We start from the raw sequence: 21,308 nt of genomic DNA, 5'->3' as shown, positions 1-21,308 counted from the left end.
CCTTACTGTTCCTCGGTGACCTGAAGCAGGTAGCCGATGTGTGCGATCTTGCCGCGGGTGGCGGCATTGTCGGGCTGTACGGTGGTGTCGCCGATCTTGCGCAGCCCCAGAGCTTCGGCGGTCGCCTTATGCTTGGCGATACGGCCGTTCAGGCTCTTGACCAGCTTAATGTTGATATTAGCCATTGCAGCGGCCCTCCTTAACCTACGATCTCTTCCACGCTCTTGCCGCGCACACGGGCCACTTCCTCGGGGCCGCGCAGGGACTTCAGGCCCTCGAAGGTCGCGGAGACCACATTCTGCGGGTTGTTGGAGCGCAGACATTTGGCGCGGATGTCCCGGATGCCCGCCGCTTCCATCACGGCGCGGACCGGGCCGCCGGCGATGATGCCGGTACCGGGGGCGGCGGGCTTGAGCAGCACGCTGCCGGCGCCAAAGCGGCCGATCACCTCATGGGGAATGGTGGTGCCGGACAGGCTCACCGTACACATATTCTTTTTGGCGTCCTCAATGCCCTTACGGATAGCCTCAGGCACCTCGGCGGCTTTGCCCAGGCCGAAGCCCACCCGGCCCTTCTCGTCGCCCACCACCATCAAAGCGGCAAACTTGAAGATACGACCGCCCTTGACGGTCTTGGAAACGCGGTTCAGAGAAACGAGCTTCTCAGTGAACTCGCTGGGCTCTTTTTCAAATCTAGCCATGTTCGTTTTCTCCTCCCCTTAAAATTCCAGGCCGCCCTCGCGGGCGCCCTCAGCCAGAGCGGCAACGCGGCCGTGGTACACATAGCCGCCCCGGTCAAAGACCACAGTGTTCACACCGGCGGCCTTGGCCCGCTCCGCCACGGTCTGGCCCACCTTCTTGGCGGCCTCGCAGTTGGAGCCCTTGCCCTCAAAGCCCTTCTCCAGAGAAGAGGCGCTCACCAGCGTCTTGCCGTTGACATCGTCGATGACCTGGGCATAGATGTTGGTGCCGCTGCGGAACACGTTGAGACGGGGACGCTCGGGCGTGCCGGCAATCTTCGCGCGGACACGCTTATGGCGCTTAAGCCGCTGCGCCTTGGTATTGGGTCGGTTGATCATAGTGGCACACCTCCTTATTTCTTCTTGACGCCGGTCTTGCCTTCCTTGCGGCGGATGACCTCGTCAGCATATTTGATACCCTTGCCTTTGTAGGGCTCAGGGGGTCTTTTCTCTCTCACTTCAGCCGCGAACTGGCCCACCTGCTCCTTGCTGGAGCCGGAGATGACGATCTTGTTGGCGCTGGGGGTTTCGATGGTGATCCCCTCGGGGCCCTCCATCACCACCTGGTGGGAGAAGCCCAGGTTCATGACCAGCTTCTTGCCCTCCATGGCCACGCGGTAGCCCACGCCGTTCACGTCCAGCTCCTTCTTGAAGCCGTCGGTTACGCCCACCACCATATTATCAATCAGGGTGCGGGTCAGGCCGTGCAGGCTGCGGTTCTCTTTGGCATCGTTGGGACGGGTCACGAGGATCTCGCTTCCCTCCTGGGCGATGTGCATATTAGGGTGGAACGACCGGCTGAGGGTGCCCTTGGGGCCCTTCACGGTGACGGTGTTCCCTTCGATCTTCACGTCCACGCCGGCGGGGATGGAGATCGGCTTTCTTCCGATTCTAGACATTCTGCTCTCCCCTCCTTACCATACGAACGCAAGGACTTCGCCGCCGACATGGGCCGCCCGCGCGGCCTTGTCGGTCATGACGCCCTTGGACGTGGACACAATCGCGACGCCCAGGCCGCGGATGACCCGGGGCAGCTCGTCTGCGCCGGCGTAGACGCGCAGGCCGGGCTTGGACACCCGGCGCAGGCCGGAGATCACCTTCTCCTTACCGGTGCCGTACTTCAGGGTGATGCGGATAACGCCCTGGGTGCCATCGTCGATGAGCTGGAAGTTCTTGATATAGCCCTCATCCAGCAGGATCTGCGCGATGGACTTTTTCATGTTGGACGCGGGTACGTCCACGGTGTCATGCTTTGCGTTGTTCGCGTTGCGGATTCGGGTCAGCATATCCGCAATGGGATCGGTAATGTGCATGAGTTTACCCTCCTTTTAAGAATACGAGTCCGTGAGAAGACCCGTTAAGGCGGCAAGGTATCGGAGTTCGCAGGGCTCCGACCTGTTAACCGTCTGCTGGGGCGTCCCCGCGCGGCACGAGCCGCCGGACACGCCCTAGGGAATATTATATAGTGAAATGGCTGCTGTGAAAAGGGGAAGTTCTGCGAATTTCAGACTTTTGGAGGATTGCCCCTTCCGTTCTGCCCAAATATCCGCCGTCTTATTCACAATACACAGCGCGGCCCGCACTATCTCGCAGTTTTCTTCCCTAAACCGGACGTAACAGCCGCTAAACGCCGGGTTTCGGGAAAAGAGTGAGGTACGCAACGCAAGCGCCGGACGTGTCTGGCACGTCAGGCGCAGCGTTGCGTTTTATTCCACTCTTACCAGGATGCCTTTTTCACGCCGGGGATCTGGCCCTTGTAGGCCAGCTCGCGGAAGCAGATACGGCAGATGCCGTAATCCCGCAGGTAGGCGTGGGGACGGCCGCAGATTTTGCAGCGGTTGTAGCGGCGGGTGGAGAACTTGGGCTCCGCCTGCTGCTTGAGGATCATAGATTTCTTTGCCATTACGTTCTCCTCCTTTAGCGGGCGAAGGGAGCGCCGATCAAGGTAAGCAGCTCCTTGGCCTCTTCGTCAGACCGGGCGGTGGTGCAGAAGACAATGTCCATGCCGCGGATCTTGTCGATCTTGTCGTACTCGATCTCGGGGAAAATCAGCTGCTCCTTGATGCCCAGGGCGTAGTTGCCCCGGCCGTCGAAAGCGTTGCCGTTGATGCCGCGGAAATCGCGCACACGGGGCAGGGCCACGTTGAACAGCCGGTCCACAAACTCCCACATCCGGTCCCCCCGCAGGGTGACCTTGGCGCCGATGGGCATCCCCTCGCGCAGCTTGAAGTTTGCCACAGACTTCTTTGCCTTGGTGACAATGGCCTTCTGGCCGGTGATTTTGGTCAGGTCGCCGACGACGGCCTCCAGCACCTTGGCGTTATCCCGTGCCTCGCCGCAGCCGCAGTTCACCACGACTTTGTCCAGCTTGGGAATCTGCATAACGGACTTATAGCCGAACTTCTGCATCAGAGCAGGAGCGACTTCACCCTGGTATTTCTTCTTCAGGTTGGGCATATCAGCCATAGTTGACTCCTCCTCTCTTAAATCTCAGCGCCGCACTTCTTGCAGACGCGGACCTTCTTGCCGCCCTCCACCTTGTGGGCGGCCCGGGTGGGCTTGCTGCACTTGGGGCACACCCGCTGCACCTTGCAGGCGTAGATGGGGGCTTCCTTCTTCAGAATGCCGCCCTCCTCGCCCTGACGGCGGGGCTTGGTGTGGCGGGTGACAATGTTGACGCCCTCCACAATGACCTTGCTGTCCTTGGGCTGTACAGAGAGGACCTTGCCCTGCTTGCCCTTGTCCTTGCCGGACAGGACGACAACCAGATCGTCCTTTTTAATGCTCAACTTGTTCATGTCTACTCCTACCCCCTTACAGCACTTCGGGAGCCAGCGAGAGGATCTTCATGTAATCCTTGTCGCGCAGCTCACGGGCCACGGGCCCAAAGATGCGGGTGCCCTTGGGGTTCTTATCCTCTTTGATGAGCACAGCGGCGTTGTCGTCAAAACGGACATAGCTGCCGTCGGGACGGCGCACGCCCTTGACGGTACGGACGATGACGGCCTTGACCACTTCGCCCTTCTTCACAGTTCCGCCGGGCTGGGCCTTGCGGACGGAAGCGACGACTACATCGCCGATATTGCCATACCGCCGGCTGGAGCCGCCCAGCACACGGATGGTCTTTATCTCTTTGGCGCCGGTGTTGTCGGCAACCTTCAGATAGGTTTCCTGTTGAATCATGACCGCACCTCCTTACTTTGCTTTCTCAATGATCTCAACCACGCGCCACCGCTTGTCCTTGGACAGGGGGCGGGTCTCCATGACCTTGACGCGGTCGCCCACGCCGCAGGCGTTCTGCTCGTCATGGGCCTTGAGCTTATAGGTCCGCTTGACAATCTTCTTATACAGCGGGTGGGCCACACGGTCGGCGATGGCCACCACCACGGTCTTGTCCATCTTATCCGAGACTACCAGGCCGACTCTGGTCTTACGGGAAGAAGTTCTGTTTTCCATGTTCTAGTTCCTCCTTCTTACTTTATCGGCCAGCGAGCTGGAGCTCGCGCAGGATGGTCTTGACTCGGGCAATGTCTTTCTTGACCTCGGCGATCTTCACCGGGTTCTCCAGCTGGTTGGTGGCATGCTGAAGACGGAGCTGGAACAGGTCCTTCTTCAGGTCGCCCAGCTTGCTCTCCAGCTCCTGGGCGTTCATCTTGCGGACTTCATTTGCCTTCATCATTATTCACCACCATTCTCGCACTCGGCGGTCTCTTTCTTCACAATCTTGCACTTGACAGGCAGCTTGTGGGCGGCGAGACGCAGGGCCTCCCGGGCGACCTCCTCAGAGACGCCGGCAATCTCAAACATGACGCGGCCGGGCTTCACCACGGCCACCCAGTACTCCGGGGAGCCCTTACCGGATCCCATACGGGTTTCGGCCGGCTTCTCGGTGACGGGCTTGTCGGGGAAGATCTTGATCCAGACCTTACCGCCGCGCTTGGTGTGGCGGGTCATGGCCACACGGGCGGCCTCGATCTGGTTGCTGGTGATCCAGCAGGGCTCGGTGGCCTGAAGGCCCCACTCACCGTAAGTGACGGTATTGCCCTTGAGGGCCTTGCCCTTCATACGGCCGCGATGCACGCGGCGATATTTCACTCTCTTAGGCAGCAGCATTAGTTAGAGCCTCCTTCCTTCGGGGCAGCGGGAGCGGCAGGACGGGGGCCGCCCTGACGGAAGCCGCCCTGGGGACGGCCGGCGCCGCGGTTGAAGCCGCCGCCATTGCCGTTGCGGTTAAAGCCACCCTGGCGGCGATCGCCGTCGCGGCGGTCGCGGCGGGGACGGTCAGGACGCTCCTTGAAGTTCTTGGTATCCAAAGTACGGGGGGTGGTCCGCAGGCTCTGAGTGAGCACCTCGCCCTTGTAGATCCACACCTTCACGCCGATGCGGCCGTAGGTGGTGGCGGCCTCGGCGAAGCCGTAGTCAATGTCGGCCCGCAGGGTCTGCAGGGGGATGGTGCCGTCGTGATAGTGCTCGGTGCGGGCGATTTCCGCGCCGCCCAGACGGCCGGACACGCAGGTCTTGATGCCCCGGGCGCCGGCGCGCATGGCGCGGCCCATGGCGTTCTTCATGGCCCGGCGGAAGCCGATGCGCTTCTCCAGCTGCTGGGCGATATTCTCCGCCACCAGCTGGGCGTTCATGTCGGGGTTCTTCACTTCCACGATGTTCAGGGCCACGCTCTTGCCGATCATCTTCTCCAGGGTGAGGCGCAGGCGCTCAATGTCAGCGCCGCCCTTGCCGATGACCACGCCGGGACGGGCACAGTGCAGGTAGATGCGCACCTTGGCGTTGTCCCGCTCAATCTCGATCTTGGGCACGCCGGCGGAATACAGGGTCTTCTTCAAATAGTCGCGCAGCTTCTTGTCCTCCACCAGCAGATCGCCGACCTTCTCGTTGCGGGCGTACCACCGGGAGTCCCAATCCTTAATGACACCCACGCGCAGGCCGTGGGGATTGACTTTCTGTCCCATATTGTTCCTCCTCCCTTAGCGCTCGCTCACCGCGATGGTGATGTGAGACGTACGCTTGTTGATCCGGTACGCCCGGCCCTGGGCCCGGGGCATGATGCGCTTGATGATGGGGCCGGGGGCGGCGTAGGTGGTGGACACGTACAGCTTCTCAGGATCCATCTGGTGATTGTTTTCAGCGTTGGCCGCGGCGCTCTTGAGCACCTTGAGCATCAGCTCGGAGGCGGCCTTGGGGGTGGCCATCAGGATGGCGGTGGCCTCAGCCACACTCTTGCCGCGGATCAGGTCGCAGACGATCTGAACCTTGCGGGGAGAGATGCGGGCATACTTCAGTACAGCTTTCGCTTCCATTTTCTCTCCTCCTTCTTACTTGCCGGTCTTGCTGCCGGCGTGGCCGCGGTAAGTGCGGGTGGGGGCGAACTCGCCCAGCTTGTGACCCACCATGTCCTCGGTCACATAGACGGGCACGTGCTTGCGGCCGTCATGGACGGCGAAGGTATGACCCACAAAGGCGGGAAAGATGGTGGAGGCGCGGCTCCAGGTCTTGAGGACCTTCTTCTCCCCGGTCTGGTTCATTGCGTCCACCCGCTTCAGCAGCTCAGGGGCGCAAAAGGGGCCTTTCTTGATACTTCTGCTCATCTTTTACTGCCTCCTTACTTCGCGTTGCGGTGCTTGACGATGAACTGCTCGGTGGGGTTCTTCTTCTTGCGGGTCTTGTAACCCATCGCGGGCTTACCCCAGGGAGTGACAGGGCCGGGACGGCCCACGGGGCTCTTGCCCTCGCCGCCGCCGTGGGGGTGGTCGCAGGGGTTCATCACGCTGCCGCGGACGGTGGGCCGCCAGCCCATGTGGCGCTTGCGGCCGGCCTTGCCGATCTGCACGTTCTCATGCTCGATATTGCCCACCTGGCCGATGGTGGCCATGCACTCCAAGCGGATATAGCGCACCTCGCCGGAGGGGAGGCGGACCTGGGCCATGCCGTTCTCCTTGGCCATGAGCTGGGCGGACTCGCCGGCGGCGCGGACCAGCTGGCCGCCCTTGCCGGGGTAGAGCTCCACATTGTGGATCAGGGTGCCCAGGGGGATGTTGGCGATGGGAAGGGCGTTGCCAGGCAAAATGTCAGCCTCGGGACCGGTCATGATAATGTGGCCGGCCTTCATGCCGACGGTGGCCAGAATATAGCGCTTCTCCCCGTCCTCGTACTGGATCAGGGCGATGTTGGCGGAGCGGTTGGGGTCGTACTCCACCCGCAGCACCTTGGCAGAGCCCTGCTTGTCGCGCTTGAAGTCGATGATGCGGTATTTCTTCTTATTGCCGCCGCCGCGATGGCGCACGGTGATGCGGCCGTAGCTGTTGCGGCCGGCGTTCTTCTTCAGAACTTCGGTCAGGCTGCGCTCGGGCTTGGCCTTCTTGTCGATCCCCTCGAAGGCAGACACGGTCATGTGGCGGCGGGAGGGGGTAGTGGGCTTAAACGTCTTAATCGCCATTTCTCATTACCTCCTTACACCATGCCCTCGAAGAACTCAATGGTCTTGGAGTCCTCGGTGAGGGTGACGATGGCCTTCTTGAAGGAAGGCCGGCGGCCGGCGGGGAAACGGCCGGTACGCTTGAGCTTGCCTTCCATATTGATGGTGTTGACCTTTGCGACCTTCACGCCGAAAATCTCCTCAACCGCCTTGGCGATCTCGATTTTGTTGGCGTCCTTGGCCACCTCAAAGGTGTACTTTTTCATCTCAAACAGAGAAGCGGACTTCTCAGTGATGATGGGGCGCTTGATAATATCGTAAGCAGTGGTAGCCATTACGCGAACACCTCCTCGATGACGGCCAGGGCCTTCTGGTCCACGATGAGCTTGCCGGCGTTCACAATGTCGTAAACGCTCAGGATTTTAGCGGTGGTGGTCACCACGCCGGGGATGTTCCGGGCGGACTTGACCACATTGTCATTGACCTCAGGCGTGACCACAACGGCCTTGCCCGCCTCCACGCTGTCCAGGAAGGTCTTCATGGCCTTGGTCTTGATCTCAGGCAGCTCCAGGCTGTCCACCACAATCACATTTCCCTCGGCCGCCTTGGCGGAGAGGACGGACTTCAGCGCCAGGCGCTTGACTTTCTTATTCAAAGAGTAGCTGTAGTCCCGGGGCTTGGGGGCGAACACCACGCCGCCGTGGGTCCACTGGGGGGCGCGGGTGGAGCCCTGACGGGCCCGGCCGGTGCCCTTCTGGCGCCAGGGCTTGATGCCGCCGCCGGAGACCTCGGCGCGGGTCAGGGCGGACTGGGTGCCCTGACGGCAGTTGGCCAGGTGATTTTTTACCACCGCATGGACAACGGCTTCGTTGGGCTCAATGCCGAAGACGGCGTCGGAGAGCTCCACTTCGCCGACCTTCGTGCCGGTCATATTAACAACAGTTGCCTTAGGCATTTGGTTTCTCTCCTTTCTTAGCGGTTACGCGCAGACGCCTTCTGGGGATTGACGCGGGCGGAAGCCTTCTGCGGGTTGACGCTGGCGTTGGCGGCGGCGCCCTTCTCCTTGACGTTGATCACGCTGTTGCGCAGGTAGACAACGCCGCCCTTGGGGCCGGGGATGGCGCCGCGCACGGCGATAATGCCCAGCTCGGGATCCACCTTCACCACATCCAGGTTCATGACCGTGATCTGCTCGCAGCCCAGGTGGCCGGCGCCGATCTTGCCCTTGAAGATCCGGGAGGGGTCGGTGGCGGGGCCCATAGAGCCCGCGTGGCGGTGGACAGGTCCGCCGCCGTGGCTCATGGGAGTGCGGCCGGCATTCCAGCGCTTCACCACGCCGGCGTAGCCCTTACCTTTGCTGATGCCGGTGACGTCCACCCGGTCGCCCTCGGCAAAGACGTCACACTTCACCTCGTCGCCCACGTTGAGTTCACCCGCGAGCTTGAACTCCTTGAGCACACGCTTGGGGGATACGCCCGCCTTTTTCAGGTGGCCCAGCTCAGGCTTGCTGAGCTTTCTCTCCGCCACATCCTCGTAGCCAAGCTGAACGGCGGCATAGCCGTCCTTTTCTTCGGTCTTCTTCTGCACCACGGTGCAGGGGCCCGCCTCAATGACGGTGACCGGAATGACCTTGCCGTCGGCGTCAAAGATCTGCGTCATGCCGACCTTCTTGCCGATAATGGCCTTTTCCATGCTGAGTTCCTCCTTATATTAAGGTTATTGGTTAGCCGAGTTGACCATCGGGCTGCCATTGCCCGGCTAACTTGACCCGTCCATCTCAAAACGCGATGGACTGCGGTGCAAATAAATTCAAGCGCCGGGGGATTACAGTTTAATTTCAATCTCCACGCCGGCGGGAAGCTCCAGGCTCATCAGGGCCTCCACTGTCTTGGGGGAGGGCTTGAGAATATCAATCAGGCGCTTGTGGGTGCGGCGCTCGAACTGCTCACGGCTGTCCTTATACTTATGAACGGCCCGCAGGATGGTCACGACCTCTTTCTTGGTGGGCAGGGGGATGGGGCCGGACACGGAAGCGCCGGTGCGCTTGGCGGTTTCCACAATCTTCTCCGCGCTCTGGTCGATGAGCTGATGGTCGTAAGCCTTCAGGCGGATTCGGATCATTTCTTTCTGAGCTGCCATGGTAATTTCCTCCTTAAACATACGAAGTGACGTTCTTATGTTCCGTGCGCGCTTCGTACGGTGAGAATCTTCTGTACACGTTTCCGTGCGTATCATTCAATAGCACGAAGAAAACCGGCGCAAGCGCAGCCGGTTTCGTCCCCTGCACAGCGAGACACGCCGTGTACGGAACCTTCTCAGCCGCCCGATTTGCTCGGACATACTCCGCGGAAGTTACCGGCATAGCCGCAATCTCCCGCATCATCGCAGTTTGCGCCTTTTCACAGGCGCTTTACTATAGTATTACATTTTCATTCCAAAGTCAAGCCGTTTTTTCCGAATTATCTCAGAAATTTTCGATTGGAGGCCGGTTGTTCCTGTGTGATATACACAGAGTGCGCCCTAGAATGATTTTTCCGCCCCCCGGGGAGGCGGCCCTGCGCGGGGGGCGCACCGCGCCGCCGCCACTGCCTCAGCGTCCTGACAGCCGTTCAGGACAGGTGAGCCCTGCGTACGTCTTCTGCCAGACCAGGTTTTATGTGCCGGGCCTCCCTGGTCGGCCCGGGGGAACGGCTGGCAGTGTACTCGCCCCCGGGCCGACCAGGGAGGCCCGGCGCTTCTATTGTAACGTAAGTGCAAGACTTTAGCTGGGACCGTGCTGTCTGCCAGACCGGCACATCGGCATGGCAGATATCCGGCGCGGTGCGCCGGGTGGGCCTAGCGCATGGGGGTTCCCCAAGGGGGGCCTGCCCCCCTTGGGCCCTTTGGGTCCAGGGCCCTTTCGGGAAAGGGCCCTGGCGCCCGCTGCGTAAGCGGCCCGTGCGGCGAGCACATATCCCCCGCAGGGCACCCCGGAGGGTCGCCCACCGCGCAGACGCCCTCTCAAATGCAAGCCTCCTCCAGCGCCGCCTCCACCAGGGGAAGCACCACCGCCCCGTCAATTTTGGTCCCCGTAAAATGTTCCAGGGCGAAGACCGCCTGCCAGATGAGCATCCCCAGGCCGTTGAGCGTCTTATGCCCTCCCGCCCGGGCTTTTTGCAGAAGCACAGTCTCCGCCGGGCTGTAGATGAGATCGCACACCGCCGCCCCAGATTTCAAGGCATCCAGGAAGGAGAGGCCCTCAAACTGCCTGTTAATCCCTGTCATCCCCAGATTGGTGCAGTTGACAATCAGATCCGCCTCTCCAGCCAGATGGCACAGGGTTTCCCCCCGAAAATCCGCCGGCTGCATCCGGCCATCGGGACTGCTGCTGCACAGCGCCGCAGCTTTCTCTACAGTGCGGTTGGCAACAACTACCCTGGCTGCGTCCCCTGTCCGGCACAGCTTGGGGGCCACCGCCCTGGCCGCGCCCCCCGCGCCCAGTACCAGTACGGTTTTTCCCGCCGTCTCAATGCCTGCCTGGCTCAAAGCCGCCAGAAACCCCCGGCCATCGGTGTTGTATCCCCAGTATTTTCCCTCCCGGATGCACACCGTATTCACCGCGCCGTACTGTCTGGCGTCCTCGTCCAGCTCGTCCATCAGGGAAACCAGCGCCTCCTTGTGGGGCATGGTGGCGTTGAACCCCGCGTAGCCTGCCAGGGCGGCGCACCGAAGCCACTGTGCCGCCTTTCCCCGCTCCACCGGCTGGCAGAGATAGATATAGTCCAGCCCTAGAGCCTCAATCATGGTGTTGTGAATCAGGGGCGATTTGGAGTGAAGCACGGGATCCCCGATGACACACAGCTTTTGTGTGCTGTTCTTCAATTCCACCTGCATGGGCGTCCCTCCTCTTAAGTCTGAGCCGGGGGATTTCCCCTCTGGGCCAGGAAATAGCCCATCGCCGCCTCGTATCCATACAGCCCCAGGCCGCAGATCTGTCCCACGCAGGCGGCGGCAGTGACGCTCTTATGGCGGAACTCCTCCCGCTTGTGGACGTTGGAGATGTGGACTTCAATACAGGGCACATCCACCGCCTTCAGGGCGTCCAGAATGGCGTAGCTGTAGTGGGTAAAGGCCCCGGGATTCATTACAATGGCGTCGTAAACGCCCTGGGCGGCGTGGATGGCGTCGATGATGGCCCCCTCGTGGTTGGACTGAACACACGCCGCAGCGGACCCATGAGCCGCCGCAAAGGACTCCAGCCGCCGGCACAGGCCCTCATAAGTGTTCGCTCCATAGATCCCCGGCTCCCGGCTGCCCAGCAGATTCAGGTTGGGGCCATTGAGAATGAGAAATTTCATCTGTTCTCCTCCCGGCAGTAGATGGCCGCGATGCGGCCCGCGATCTCCTCCAGGGCGGCGGTCTTCTCCTCCGCCTGGGCGTCTCCGATGGTGTATTGGGCATAGCGGCGGTAGAGCGCGATCCGCTGGTCATACAGCCTGCGCAGCCGCTGGCTGTCCTCTCCCACCAGGGGACGGCCGGAGTGGTCCTCCCCCAAGATGGCCTCCAGACTTCGATCCCGGAAAAAGACAATTCCCGTCCGGCTCAACACCGCCATATTTTCCGGCCGCAGCACCATTCCGCCCCCGGTGGCGATGATCGCTCCATCCAGGGCGGCGGCTTTTCGGGCGGCGGCGCTCTCCCGCTCCCGAAAGCCCTCCTCTCCCTCCAAGTCAAACAGCTCCGGGATACTCCGTCCCGCCTCCTGCTCCACCAGATCGTCTGTATCCACCAGAGGCATACCGAGCTTTTCCGCCAGCACCCGGCCCACCGCTGTCTTGCCGCATCCAGGCATCCCTATCAGCACCAGATTTTTTCTCATTGTGCGCCTCCCGCCGGCTGTGCCGCCCCTGCCTGCCGGTACTCCTGGAAATTGCCCAATATCCGCATCTCTCCTGCCAGCTGAGACAGCTCGTGGAGCACTCCGTCCATCCCCGGCGAGAGCAGATCCCCGGAAAACTCCAGGAAGAAGAGATATTCCCAGCTCCGCCCGGGGACGGGCCGGGACTCCAGCTTCAGCAGGTTGAGTCCCTGAACCGAAAAAATGGTCAGTATCTCGTGGAGGGACCCGCTCTGATGGGGCAGGCAGAACAGGGCGCTGATCTTGTCCCGGCCGCTGCGCAGCTCCATCACCGGCGACACCACCACAAACCGGGTGTAGTTGAGGGCGTTGTGGTTGATTCCCTCCGCCAGAATATCCAGCCCGTAGAGCGCCGCCGCCCGGCGGGAGCAGATGGCCGCCGCTGTCCGGTCCCCGGAAGCGGCTACCTGCTTGGCGGAACCGGCGGTGTCCAGGGTAGGCATCCGCTTCCAGTCCCGGTGGCCGTCCAGAAATTTCTCACTCTGCATCAGGCCCTGCTCGTGGGAGTACACCGTGCGGATATCCTCCACCTTCACCCCGGGAAGGGCCATCAAGCAGTGCTCTACCTTTACCTGGTATTCCCCCACGATGTAGTAGCGGTACTGAGCCAGCAGGTCATAGACCTGCCGGATGGATCCGGTGGAGCTGTTCTCAATGGGCAGCACCGCATAGTCCGCCTCGCCCCGCTCAATGGCCTGGAACACATGGTCAAACCAGGGCAGGCCCCGGCTGTCCACCTCTTCGCCGAAAAATCCCGCCGCGGCCTCCTCGCTGTACGCCCCCGGCTCCCCCTGGTACACCACCCGGGGCCAGGTGACAGGACGCCGGGCGGCGGCCACCGCCGCCATACACGCGTCATAACCCGGATCCTCCCTCCCCTCCTGCACCAGCGCCCGCTGCTGCCGGCGGGAAATCGCCATAATGGCGGCGTACAGCTCCGCCAGATCGGACCGGCGGCTGGGATCGCTGGTAAGCGCCGTCTTGGCCGCAATCACCCGGCGCTCCCGCGCCGCGTCCAGCACCGGTACGCCGTTGGCCTGCTTCCACGCCCCCACCTGTCCGGTGACCTCCATCCGCTTCAAAAAGAGCTCCACCAGCGCCCCGTCAATGCGGTCAATCTCCCGGCGGTATTGCTCCAGCTGATCCATTTGTGATTCTCTCCTTACTCTTTGTTGAGGATTGTTTGCAGGGTGCCCTGCGGGGGATATGTGCTCGCCGCACGGGCCGCTTACGCAGCGGGCGCCAGGGCCCTTTCCCGAAAGGGCCCTGGACCCAAAGGGCCCAAGTGGGGTTGCCCCCCTTGGGGAACCCCCATACGATGAGCCCACCCGGCGCACCGCGCCGGATATCTGCCATGCCGATATGCCACTCTGGCAGACAACGCGGTCCCAGCTGGGGCTTTACAGTAACGTTACAATCGGAGTGCCGGGCCTCTCGGGTCGGCCCGGGGGCAAGTACACTGCCAGCCGTTCCCCCGGGCCGACTGGGGAGGCCCGGCACATAAAACCCGGTCTGGCGGGAGACTTACGCAGGGATCACCTATCTCGAAAGACTCTCAGGACGCTGAGGCAGTGGTGGCGGCGGGGCGCGCCGCCTGGACCCCCGCGCTGGGGGAGTCCAGAGGGGGGATCCTCCCCCCTCTGGCCCTTTGGGTCCAGGGCCCTTTCGGGAAAGGGCCCTGGCGCCCGCTGCGTAAGCGGCCCGTGCGGCGAGCACAAATCCCCCGCAGGGCCCCGCCCGGAGGGCATCCCCCCCGCAGGGGGGCGTCCCCTGCCGCTCTGCGCAAATATGTTTAAATCCCCAGCACTTCGCAGGCCGCCAACGCCCCCGCCGCCTCGATCACCGGCAGAGCCCGCACCACCACACAGGGGTCGTGCCGCCCTTCAATGGTCAGCTGGGCGTTTTCCCCCCGGGATAGGCTCACCGTCTGCTGGGGCCGGGCAATCGAGGGGGTGGGCCGGAGGACCACTTCGAATTCCACCGGCATCCCATTGGTAATCCCCCCATTGATTCCCCCGCTGTGGTTGGTGGCGGTGACCACTCTGCCCCCCTCCATACGGAAGGGGTCGTTTGCCTCGCTGCCCCGCAGGCCGGCGAAGCCAAATCCCGCCCCAAAGGCCACCCCCTTCACCGCCGGAACGGCAAAGAGATACTGGGAGAAAATTCCTTCCACGTTGCGTCCATAGTCGGGGGCGCCCAACCCCGCCGGCAGGCCGGTTACGGCACAGCGGATGCACCCTCCCACCGAGTCCCGATCCGCCTTCGCGGCCAGAATGGCCTCCTCCGCCTGCTCCGGCGTCGGGCCGACGATTCCCGCCAGGTTAGAGATGACGGCCTCCACCGCCACCCCCCGTTCCCTCAGCACCAGCTTGGCCATGGCCCCCGCGAAGACCAGGGGCGCGGTGAGCCGGCCGGAGAAATGGCCGCCTCCCCGGTAATCCTGGCACCCCTGGTAGCGCATCTGGCCGGTGTAGTCGGCATGGCCGGGCCGGGGCAGGTCTTTTAGGCGGCTGTAGTCCCTGCTGCGGGTGTCCGTGTTCTGGATCACAGCGCACAGGGGCGTGCCGGTGGTGCGGCCCTCAAAGACGCCGGAGAGAATCTGAGGCTCGTCGGCCTCTCTCCGAGGGGTGGATATTCCGTTTTGCCCCGGCGCCCGGCGGGCCATCTCCCTGCGGATGAGATCCCAGTCCAGCACGATCCCCGCGGGCATTCCCTCCAGGGTCACGCCGATGGCCGGGCCGTGGGACTCGCCAAAAATTGTATATCTCATGGAGTTCTCCTTCTTGTATCGCTTCCATCACAGCATCATTTGTCCATACCACGCCAGAGGCGGCCACATTCATCCCTCTTCGGCATACACCATATCTCCGGCAGACTCTATGGACGCCGGGTGAGTACGCCGCCCAGGGCCTCGTAGTCCTCCCAGAATCTGGGATAGGACTTGCTGACGCACTCCGCGCCGGCCACAGTTACCGGCGCCTGACAGCGGGTGGCCGCGATTGCGGCCATCATGGCGATCCGGTGGTCGTTGTGACTGTCCACCGTCACTCCCCCGGACAGGGCCGCTTTTCCTGTAATGATCAGGCTGTCCGGTCCCTCAGCCGCCTCCGCCCCCAGGGCGGTGAGCACCTGGGCCACTGCGGCCAGCCGGTCGCTCTCCTTCAGGCGCAGGCGGCCGGCATTGGTCAGACGTGTGCGCTCCCCCGCCCGCAGCGCGGCATACACCGCCAGCGGCGGCACCAGATCGGGGCACTGGGACACATCCAGCTCCACCGTCCCCGTTCCCGCCAGGGCCCGGCACTGGGAGCGGATCACCCGGTCCCCCTGAACAGACCGGGGGTTGAGGCCCCGTACCTCTACCTGGCTCCCCAGCCCCGCCGCCGCATAATAGAACGCGGCCTGGGAATAGTCTCCCTCCAAGGCGGCGTCCCGGTGGCGGTAGATCTGGCCCCCGGGGACATAGAAGATCCTCCCCCCGTCATAGGTTGCCCGAACGCCAAACTGGCCCAGGGCGTCCAGCGTCATGTCCACGTAGCCCCGGCTCTCCAGGGGGGTGGTGAGGATGATCTCCGAATCCCCCTCCAGCAGGGGCAGGGCGTAGAGCAGGCCGGTGATAAACTGGGAGGACACGTCCCCCCGCAGAAGGAAGGATCCATGGGCCAGCCGGCCCCGCACCGTCAGCAGACTGCCTGTCCGCTCCCAGACAATCCCCTTCTCTCGAAAGAGCGCCTCATAGGGGCCCTGGGGCCGGTCCATCAGCCGGCCGCGGCCGGTGAAGCGCCCCTCCCCCTTCAGGGCCAGGGCAATGGGGATTAAAAAGCGCAGGGTGGACCCTGACTCCCCGCAGTCCATGACCTCCGGCGCCGGCTCGTCGTGGCCGTCCACCAGATCGGCCCCCCGGATGAGAGTTCCGTCCGCGCTGGCGTCCGCGTCCAGGGTACGCATACAGCGCAGGGTGGCCTGAATGTCCTCCGACAGGTCCACATTGGACAGGCGGCAGAACCCGTCGGACAGGGCCGCCGCGATGATCACCCGGTGGGCCTGGGACTTGGAGGGGGGCGGCGTAATGGCGCCCCGCAGCAGCCGGGGCGTAATGGTAATGTCCATCGTTCTCCTCCCTTCTCTAATTCAGCATGGCCAGCAGGGCCCGCTTGTCCATTCTGTGGATCACCGCCCGGCCCAGCTCCTCCAGCAAAATCAGGGAGATATCCTGGCCCGCGCTCTTTTTGTCCAGCCCCACCGCCGCGGCGTACTCCGCCCCGGTGCAGGGGATGGACAGGGGCAGGCCGAAGCAGGCCAGCTGGGCGGACAGGCTGGTGGCGATCCACCGGTCCTGGGTGATGCCCAGACACAGACCCAGCTCCACCGCCTTCACCATGCCGGCGGCCACTGCCTGGCCGTGGGTCCACCGCTCATAGCCCCCGGCCAGCTCATAGGCGTGGCCCAGGGTGTGGCCGAAGTTGAGCAGCATCCGTACGCCGGTGTCCCGCTCGTCCTCCACCACCGTCCTGCGCTTCAGATCGCAGCAGGTGTACAGCACGTGCTCGATATCCCCCATAATCCGCTCCCGGTTGGGCCGGGCGGCCAGGAAGTCGAAAAACTGCCGGTCCAGAATACAGCCGTATTTGATGACCTCCGCCATGCCGTCGGAGAAGTTGTCCTCCGGCAGGGTGGACAGCACATCCGGATCCATCAGCACCAGCTTGGGCTGCCAGAAGGCTCCGGCCAGATTTTTCCCCGCCCGGAGGTCAATGGCCACCTTTCCCCCCACCGACGAGTCCACCTGGGCCAGCAGGGTGGTGGGGATCTGGACAAAGTCCACCCCCCGCAGGGCGGTGGCGGCGGCAAAGCCCGCCAGATCCCCCACCACGCCGCCGCCCAGCGCCACCACGGCGTCGGTGCGGGTAAGGCCGAATTTCATCATGTCTTCCCACAGGCTGGACAGCTGCCCCGCCGATTTGGAGTTCTCCCCCGCCGGCACGATGCCGCCGCCTACCTGAAACCCCGCGGCCTCCAGGCTGTCCGCCGTCTGCTTCAGGTACAGGGGTGCCACGTTGGAATCGCTCACCACAAACAGGCGCTGGGCCCGGGGCAGCACCGTCCGGCACCGCGCTCCCGCCTGGGACAGCAGCCCCCGCCCGATCTCAATCTCATAGGCCCGCCCGGGGAGATTTACGGTCAAGTGCTTCATTTCAACCCCTCCTAATATCGGTCCGGTCAGTCCTGCCGGCCCTCCCGCCAGGCCCGCAGGCTGTTTACCTTCTTCATCAGCTCGTCAAACTTCTCCGGAGTGAGTGACTGCTGTCCGTCGCACTTGGCGTGGGCGGGGTCGTTGTGGACCTCAATAATCAGGCCGTCGCACCCGATGGCTGTGGCCGCCAGGGCCAGGGGCTCCACCATCCAATACATCCCCGCGGCGTGGGAGGGGTCCACCACGATGGGCAGGTGGCTCATCCGCCGGACGGCGGGGATGGCGGACAGGTCCAAAGTGTTGCGGGTGAAGGTCTCAAAAGTGCGCACTCCCCGCTCGCACAAAATGACATTCTCATTTCCCCCGGCCATAATGTACTCCGCGGACATGATCCACTCCTCGTAGGTGTTGGACAGCCCCCGCTTGAGCAGCACCGGCTTGGACATTTTGCCCACCTCTTTGAGCAGGTCGAAGTTCTGCATATTCCGGGCGCCGATCTGCACCAGGTCCACCTTTTCCTCAAAGAGCTCCACATACCGTGGGGCCATCAGCTCAGATACCACAGGCAGGCCGCTGTCCGCCTTGGCCTCCAGCAGCAGGTCCAGTCCGTCCGTCCCCAGGCCCTGGAAGGAGTAGGGGGAGGTGCGGGGCTTGAACGCGCCCCCCCGGAACAGCTGGGCGCCGGATTCCTTCACCGCCTTGGCGATGCCGGTGACCTGTTCCTCGCTCTCCACAGAGCAGGGCCCGGCGATCACCCCAAAGTGGCCGCCGCCGATCCTGACCCCCTGGACATCCACCACGGTGTCCTCCGGGTGAAACTTCCGGTTGGCCTTTTTGTAGGGCTCCTGCACCCGCATCACCCGCTCCACATGGGGGTTGATGGAGATCTTGCCCATGTCCACGGCGGTGGTGTCCCCCACCAGGCCCAGGATCGTACACCCTACGCCGTTGGTGATCCCCACCTCAAGGCCCATTTTCTGAAAGCCGGCAATGAGCTGGTCAATGTCTCTCTGTTCCGTTCCGGGACGCATAACGACTACCATAATGATCCATCCTTTTTTGAAAAACTGTAGAGTCTATTTGAACGCGGACACTGGGGCAATAGAAAAAGGCGCCCATTGATGAAATCAATGAGCGCCTTCCCGTTACGGTAAACCATGGGCCTGTCTCCAGGTCCACCCATTCATCTCATCCAGCCTGTTTTTTCCATGCCAAAGAAGCCGGCGTCCATAAATCGAACCCAGCCAAAAGAGACGAAAGCGGATGCAGTTGTGAGGGCTGTCTGTCTCATCTTCCACGCCTCAGCATAAAATGAAATGGTTATAGTTATTATAAACCCGTCTTTTTAAAAATGCAACGGTCAATTCCGGTCTCTTCACCAAAAAATCCCGCCCCCGGTGTTGGGAACGGGATTTTTCCGGCCAATGTGCTCACCGCTCCTTCCGCTGGAGCTGGAGCCGGTCGGCAATCATGGCGATGAATTCCGAATTGGTGGGCTTGCCCTTGGCGTTGGACACGGTGTAGCCGAAGTATTTTTGCAGGGTCTCCAGGTCGCCCCGGTCCCAGGCCACCTCAATGGCGTGGCGGATGGCCCGCTCCACCCGGCTGGCGGTGGTGCCAAAGCGCTTGGCCACCTCCGGATAGAGGATTTTCGTCACCGCGTTGATGACCTCCATGTCCTCCACGGCGATCATAATGGCCTCCCGCAGGTACTGATAGCCCTTGATGTGGGCGGGCACGCCGATCTCGTGGATGATGGCGGTAATGGTGCTCTCCAGGCTGCTGTTCCGGCCGCCCCGGGCGGGCTCCAGCGTCTCTATGTACTGGGGCGTCATCTGGCGCAGCCGCTCCAGCACGGTGGTTATCTTGGCGGGCTTCATCAGATAGTAGTCCGCCCCCTCTGCGGCGGCCAGCTCCGCCACACTGCTGCGCACAAAGCTGGACACCACCAGCACCCGGGGCTGCTGTTCGCTTTTGTTCAGCTCCCGCAGCACATCCAGACCGTCCAGGCTGGTCATGACCAGGTCCATCACCAGTACATCCGGGCGGTGCTCCTCCACCATGCGCACCGCGCATTCGCCGTCCCCTGTGCTTCCTACCACTTCCAGGTCGCTCTCCCTGTTGATGCCCTCCTCCAGCATCTTTCGGAATTCTTCGTTTCCGTCTGCCAGTATGATTCGTTTCTTATTGTCCATTTTCTGCTCCTTCCTCCCTACAGCATTCTATGTTTTCGTTCTCCCTGACCAGGGTTATTACCGGTTGATATATAATTTACCATATTCAGACAGCAAGCGCAAGCTATTTGTTGGAATTATTTGGATGCCTTTTTCCATTCAATCAGCAGAAATTCGACTTAATTTTCAACTTTTACTGTATTTCCCCCTGTTTTCTCCTCAAAAAATTTGGATATTAAGGGAATTGAAAAGTTTTCTCGGGGACCCTGTAATTCTCTTCTACCGGATTTCTGGTTCCGGTTTCCTCATTTCGACAGATTCTCTTGTCAATAAATTCAAAAACCCGCCCATCCCCAAGGGTAAGGCTTTATGTTGAGTGCAAGACAGACCACAACGGTCTGCCTTGCACTTTTTATACTGCGCAACCCACTATGGACGCTTTTAAGGAAAGTGCCTGTAGGAGAAAGCGGTAAATCGCATTTTAGCGTGCGTTTTCCATATAATCCAAATAATCTGTACCCACATAAGCGACACTATCATTTTTAATGAAAAAGCCGATATTCTCTCCCCACTCCCCTTCGCCTTCAACAGCATAGGCTGCTTCATCGTCTTTGCTTTCCATATCCACATATAATGCCACGAACCAACAATAGCTTAATACATCAAGAGGGCTATCAAGTGCGGGCAATTCAAATTCTTCATCTAAGCCGTTCCCCTCCTGCGCGCAATTTATGAGTTTTTGGCAAATTTCATTTATCACAGACCCAGAAAGGCTGTTAAACGCGTCAACACATTTTTCCGCACATTCCATGAAATCAGGGCTATCGCTATTTGCGTAAACAATCAATTTATCCTCATCTTCGTCGTTACGGAAAAATTTACTATTGAAGCGGCCTTCTCCATCTTCCTGCTGTAGCCAACAAATCATAACATTGTTCCTCTCTAAAAATTTTATATTCTGTAAAGTTTTTGTCTATCAGCTTAGAGCAACACCCACCGAAAAGCAACCTCTTTTCGGCGGGTGTTAACTTCTTTACGGGATGCTCTCCAAGGGGACAGGCGGTTTTTTGAAATACTTGGCTTTAATACCAGTGGAAGTTCTGGAGATTCTTCACCACGCTCTGCAAATACCGGGCACAGGGCGCTCCATTGGTAATCCGGTGGTCGTGGGTCAGGCTCAGGTTCATCACATATTCCAGGTGGATGCCGTTGTCCCGCTCCACCGGCTTTTTAATGAGGGCGCCCACCCCCAGAATGGTCCCTTCCGGCGCATTGAGCACGGGGGTGAAATAGGTCACGCCGAACATGCCCAGGTTGGTTACCGTAGTCACCGCGCCCCCCAGGTTCTCCCCGGTGAGCGTCCCCGCCTTGGCCTTGTTGGTCAGGTCGGCCAGCTCGTTGCAGATGGTGCGCAGATCCTTTACGTTTACCTGCCGGATCACCGGCACAATCAGTCCGTTTGGCACATCCACCGCCACGCCGATATCAATACTCCGGGCGATTTTATAGTGGCAGTCGTCCACCATCTGGGCCCGGATCTCCGGGTGCTCCTCCAGGGCGTGGGCCACCGCCTTGAGCAGCATGGCGGTATAGCTGAGCTTGATCCCGTTGGCGGCATAGGTTCCCTTAATAGAGGCGTACAGGTCCACCAGGCTTTGGACATGGGCCTCGGTGGCCAGCGTGGTCTGGGCGGAGGTGGCCATGCTGGTGTACATGGACTTGCAGATGGCGCTCTGCATGGGGGAGAATTTGACAATCTCCCCCTCCCCTGCCGGGGCGTAAACAGGCTTCACCGCCGGCGCGGCCGCCGCGGGAGCCGGGGCCGGGGACTGCGCGGGGGCAGACACGGCGGGCGCAGGGGCAGCCGCTGCCGCCGC

The 21,308-nt window shown here is 61.6% G+C and carries 31 protein-coding genes; all 31 read right to left on the bottom strand.

Going from position 1 to position 21,308, the window contains the following annotated elements; all coding sequences use genetic code 11:
- Positions 1–2: 2 nt before the first annotated feature.
- The gene (gene rpmD / locus D1159_RS15155) at positions 3–185 is read right to left on the bottom strand and encodes a 50S ribosomal protein L30 (protein ID WP_161846491.1); all 183 of its coding nucleotides are present in this window, start codon (positions 183–185) and stop codon (positions 3–5) included.
- Positions 186–199: 14 nt separating this feature from the next.
- Positions 200–700 (bottom strand): 30S ribosomal protein S5, encoded by a 501-nt coding sequence (rpsE, locus tag D1159_RS15150; RefSeq protein ID WP_161846490.1) that lies wholly within the window; start codon positions 698–700, stop codon positions 200–202.
- A gap of 18 nt (positions 701–718) precedes the next feature.
- The gene (rplR, locus tag D1159_RS15145) at positions 719–1,078 is read right to left on the bottom strand and encodes a 50S ribosomal protein L18 (RefSeq protein ID WP_161846489.1); all 360 of its coding nucleotides are present in this window, start codon (positions 1,076–1,078) and stop codon (positions 719–721) included.
- Between the two features lie 14 nt (positions 1,079–1,092).
- Positions 1,093–1,638, bottom strand: coding sequence for a 50S ribosomal protein L6 (gene rplF, locus D1159_RS15140; RefSeq protein WP_161846488.1), 546 nt, complete (start codon positions 1,636–1,638; stop codon positions 1,093–1,095).
- A 15-nt stretch (positions 1,639–1,653) separates the two neighbouring features.
- Entirely contained in the window at positions 1,654–2,052 is a 399-nt protein-coding gene (gene rpsH / locus D1159_RS15135) for a 30S ribosomal protein S8 (protein WP_161846487.1), read from the bottom strand.
- A gap of 404 nt (positions 2,053–2,456) precedes the next feature.
- Positions 2,457–2,642, bottom strand: coding sequence for a type Z 30S ribosomal protein S14 (locus D1159_RS15130; RefSeq protein WP_006573415.1), 186 nt, complete (start codon positions 2,640–2,642; stop codon positions 2,457–2,459).
- Positions 2,643–2,656: 14 nt separating this feature from the next.
- A complete protein-coding gene (rplE, locus tag D1159_RS15125; protein ID WP_161846486.1) occupies positions 2,657–3,205 on the bottom strand; it encodes a 50S ribosomal protein L5 in 549 nt (182 codons plus the stop codon).
- 17 nt (positions 3,206–3,222) lie between these two features.
- Positions 3,223–3,537 carry a 50S ribosomal protein L24 gene (gene rplX, locus D1159_RS15120; RefSeq protein ID WP_161846485.1) on the bottom strand — a complete coding sequence of 105 codons (315 nt, stop codon included), beginning with the start codon at positions 3,535–3,537 and terminating at the stop codon, positions 3,223–3,225.
- Between the two features lie 16 nt (positions 3,538–3,553).
- Positions 3,554–3,922 (bottom strand): 50S ribosomal protein L14, encoded by a 369-nt coding sequence (gene rplN, locus D1159_RS15115; protein ID WP_161846484.1) that lies wholly within the window; start codon positions 3,920–3,922, stop codon positions 3,554–3,556.
- A 12-nt stretch (positions 3,923–3,934) separates the two neighbouring features.
- Positions 3,935–4,195 carry a 30S ribosomal protein S17 gene (gene rpsQ / locus D1159_RS15110; RefSeq protein ID WP_033116904.1) on the bottom strand — a complete coding sequence of 87 codons (261 nt, stop codon included), beginning with the start codon at positions 4,193–4,195 and terminating at the stop codon, positions 3,935–3,937.
- Between the two features lie 22 nt (positions 4,196–4,217).
- Complete coding sequence (gene rpmC, locus D1159_RS15105) at positions 4,218–4,415, bottom strand: 50S ribosomal protein L29 (RefSeq protein WP_202621112.1); 198 nt, start codon at positions 4,413–4,415, stop codon at positions 4,218–4,220.
- Between the two features lie 2 nt (positions 4,416–4,417).
- The gene (gene rplP, locus D1159_RS15100; protein WP_161846483.1) at positions 4,418–4,852 is read right to left on the bottom strand and encodes a 50S ribosomal protein L16; all 435 of its coding nucleotides are present in this window, start codon (positions 4,850–4,852) and stop codon (positions 4,418–4,420) included.
- Positions 4,852–5,706, bottom strand: coding sequence for a 30S ribosomal protein S3 (gene rpsC, locus D1159_RS15095; RefSeq protein ID WP_161846482.1), 855 nt, complete (start codon positions 5,704–5,706; stop codon positions 4,852–4,854). Before rpsC ends, rplP begins: the two co-directional genes overlap by 1 nt.
- Positions 5,707–5,721: 15 nt before the next feature.
- Positions 5,722–6,054 (bottom strand): 50S ribosomal protein L22, encoded by a 333-nt coding sequence (rplV, locus tag D1159_RS15090; RefSeq protein ID WP_101691666.1) that lies wholly within the window; start codon positions 6,052–6,054, stop codon positions 5,722–5,724.
- Positions 6,055–6,069: 15 nt separating this feature from the next.
- Positions 6,070–6,342: a 30S ribosomal protein S19 gene (gene rpsS / locus D1159_RS15085; protein WP_161846481.1), complete on the bottom strand. Its 273-nt coding sequence runs from the start codon at positions 6,340–6,342 to the stop codon at positions 6,070–6,072.
- A 14-nt stretch (positions 6,343–6,356) separates the two neighbouring features.
- Positions 6,357–7,190 (bottom strand): 50S ribosomal protein L2, encoded by an 834-nt coding sequence (gene rplB / locus D1159_RS15080; RefSeq protein ID WP_161846480.1) that lies wholly within the window; start codon positions 7,188–7,190, stop codon positions 6,357–6,359.
- Between the two features lie 14 nt (positions 7,191–7,204).
- Positions 7,205–7,504 carry a 50S ribosomal protein L23 gene (gene rplW / locus D1159_RS15075; RefSeq protein ID WP_161846479.1) on the bottom strand — a complete coding sequence of 100 codons (300 nt, stop codon included), beginning with the start codon at positions 7,502–7,504 and terminating at the stop codon, positions 7,205–7,207.
- A complete protein-coding gene (rplD, locus tag D1159_RS15070) occupies positions 7,504–8,124 on the bottom strand; it encodes a 50S ribosomal protein L4 (protein WP_161846478.1) in 621 nt (206 codons plus the stop codon). The genes rplW and rplD overlap by 1 nt, the downstream gene beginning before the upstream one ends.
- Positions 8,125–8,141: 17 nt before the next feature.
- The gene (gene rplC, locus D1159_RS15065) at positions 8,142–8,861 is read right to left on the bottom strand and encodes a 50S ribosomal protein L3 (RefSeq protein WP_161846477.1); all 720 of its coding nucleotides are present in this window, start codon (positions 8,859–8,861) and stop codon (positions 8,142–8,144) included.
- Positions 8,862–8,993: 132 nt separating this feature from the next.
- Positions 8,994–9,308 (bottom strand): 30S ribosomal protein S10, encoded by a 315-nt coding sequence (gene rpsJ / locus D1159_RS15060; RefSeq protein WP_006573401.1) that lies wholly within the window; start codon positions 9,306–9,308, stop codon positions 8,994–8,996.
- A gap of 861 nt (positions 9,309–10,169) precedes the next feature.
- Positions 10,170–11,042 (bottom strand): shikimate dehydrogenase, encoded by an 873-nt coding sequence (gene aroE / locus D1159_RS15055; RefSeq protein WP_161846476.1) that lies wholly within the window; start codon positions 11,040–11,042, stop codon positions 10,170–10,172.
- A gap of 14 nt (positions 11,043–11,056) precedes the next feature.
- Entirely contained in the window at positions 11,057–11,506 is a 450-nt protein-coding gene (gene aroQ, locus D1159_RS15050) for a type II 3-dehydroquinate dehydratase (RefSeq protein ID WP_161846475.1), read from the bottom strand.
- Positions 11,503–12,027, bottom strand: coding sequence for a shikimate kinase (locus D1159_RS15045; RefSeq protein ID WP_161846474.1), 525 nt, complete (start codon positions 12,025–12,027; stop codon positions 11,503–11,505). Before D1159_RS15045 ends, aroQ begins: the two co-directional genes overlap by 4 nt.
- Positions 12,024–13,214 carry a bifunctional chorismate mutase/prephenate dehydratase gene (locus tag D1159_RS15040; protein WP_161846473.1) on the bottom strand — a complete coding sequence of 397 codons (1,191 nt, stop codon included), beginning with the start codon at positions 13,212–13,214 and terminating at the stop codon, positions 12,024–12,026. The genes D1159_RS15045 and D1159_RS15040 overlap by 4 nt, the downstream gene beginning before the upstream one ends.
- 644 nt (positions 13,215–13,858) lie before the next feature.
- Complete coding sequence (locus D1159_RS15035) at positions 13,859–14,836, bottom strand: chorismate synthase (protein ID WP_161846472.1); 978 nt, start codon at positions 14,834–14,836, stop codon at positions 13,859–13,861.
- A 107-nt stretch (positions 14,837–14,943) separates the two neighbouring features.
- Positions 14,944–16,173, bottom strand: a complete 1,230-nt coding sequence (aroA, locus tag D1159_RS15030; protein WP_161846471.1) for a 3-phosphoshikimate 1-carboxyvinyltransferase — start codon at positions 16,171–16,173, stop codon at positions 14,944–14,946.
- Positions 16,174–16,189: 16 nt separating this feature from the next.
- Positions 16,190–17,257 carry a 3-dehydroquinate synthase gene (aroB, locus tag D1159_RS15025; protein ID WP_161846470.1) on the bottom strand — a complete coding sequence of 356 codons (1,068 nt, stop codon included), beginning with the start codon at positions 17,255–17,257 and terminating at the stop codon, positions 16,190–16,192.
- Positions 17,258–17,283: 26 nt separating this feature from the next.
- On the bottom strand, positions 17,284–18,300 hold the full coding sequence (gene aroF, locus D1159_RS15020; RefSeq protein WP_161846469.1) for a 3-deoxy-7-phosphoheptulonate synthase: 1,017 nt from the start codon (positions 18,298–18,300) through the stop codon (positions 17,284–17,286).
- Between the two features lie 387 nt (positions 18,301–18,687).
- Positions 18,688–19,452, bottom strand: coding sequence for a sporulation transcription factor Spo0A (spo0A, locus tag D1159_RS15015; RefSeq protein ID WP_161846468.1), 765 nt, complete (start codon positions 19,450–19,452; stop codon positions 18,688–18,690).
- 460 nt (positions 19,453–19,912) lie between these two features.
- On the bottom strand, positions 19,913–20,359 hold the full coding sequence (locus D1159_RS15010; protein WP_161846467.1) for a hypothetical protein: 447 nt from the start codon (positions 20,357–20,359) through the stop codon (positions 19,913–19,915).
- Between the two features lie 154 nt (positions 20,360–20,513).
- Positions 20,514–21,308 (bottom strand): 2-oxo acid dehydrogenase subunit E2 (locus D1159_RS15005; protein ID WP_161846466.1); only part of this gene is annotated, 795 nt, incomplete at its 5' end.

It is taken from the genome of Pseudoflavonifractor sp. 524-17 (assembly GCF_009935845.1).
Taxonomy (GTDB): domain Bacteria; phylum Bacillota; class Clostridia; order Oscillospirales; family Oscillospiraceae; genus Pseudoflavonifractor_A.
Note: the sequence above shows the minus strand (reverse complement) of the source record. Positions and strands in the feature narration are given on the sequence as shown.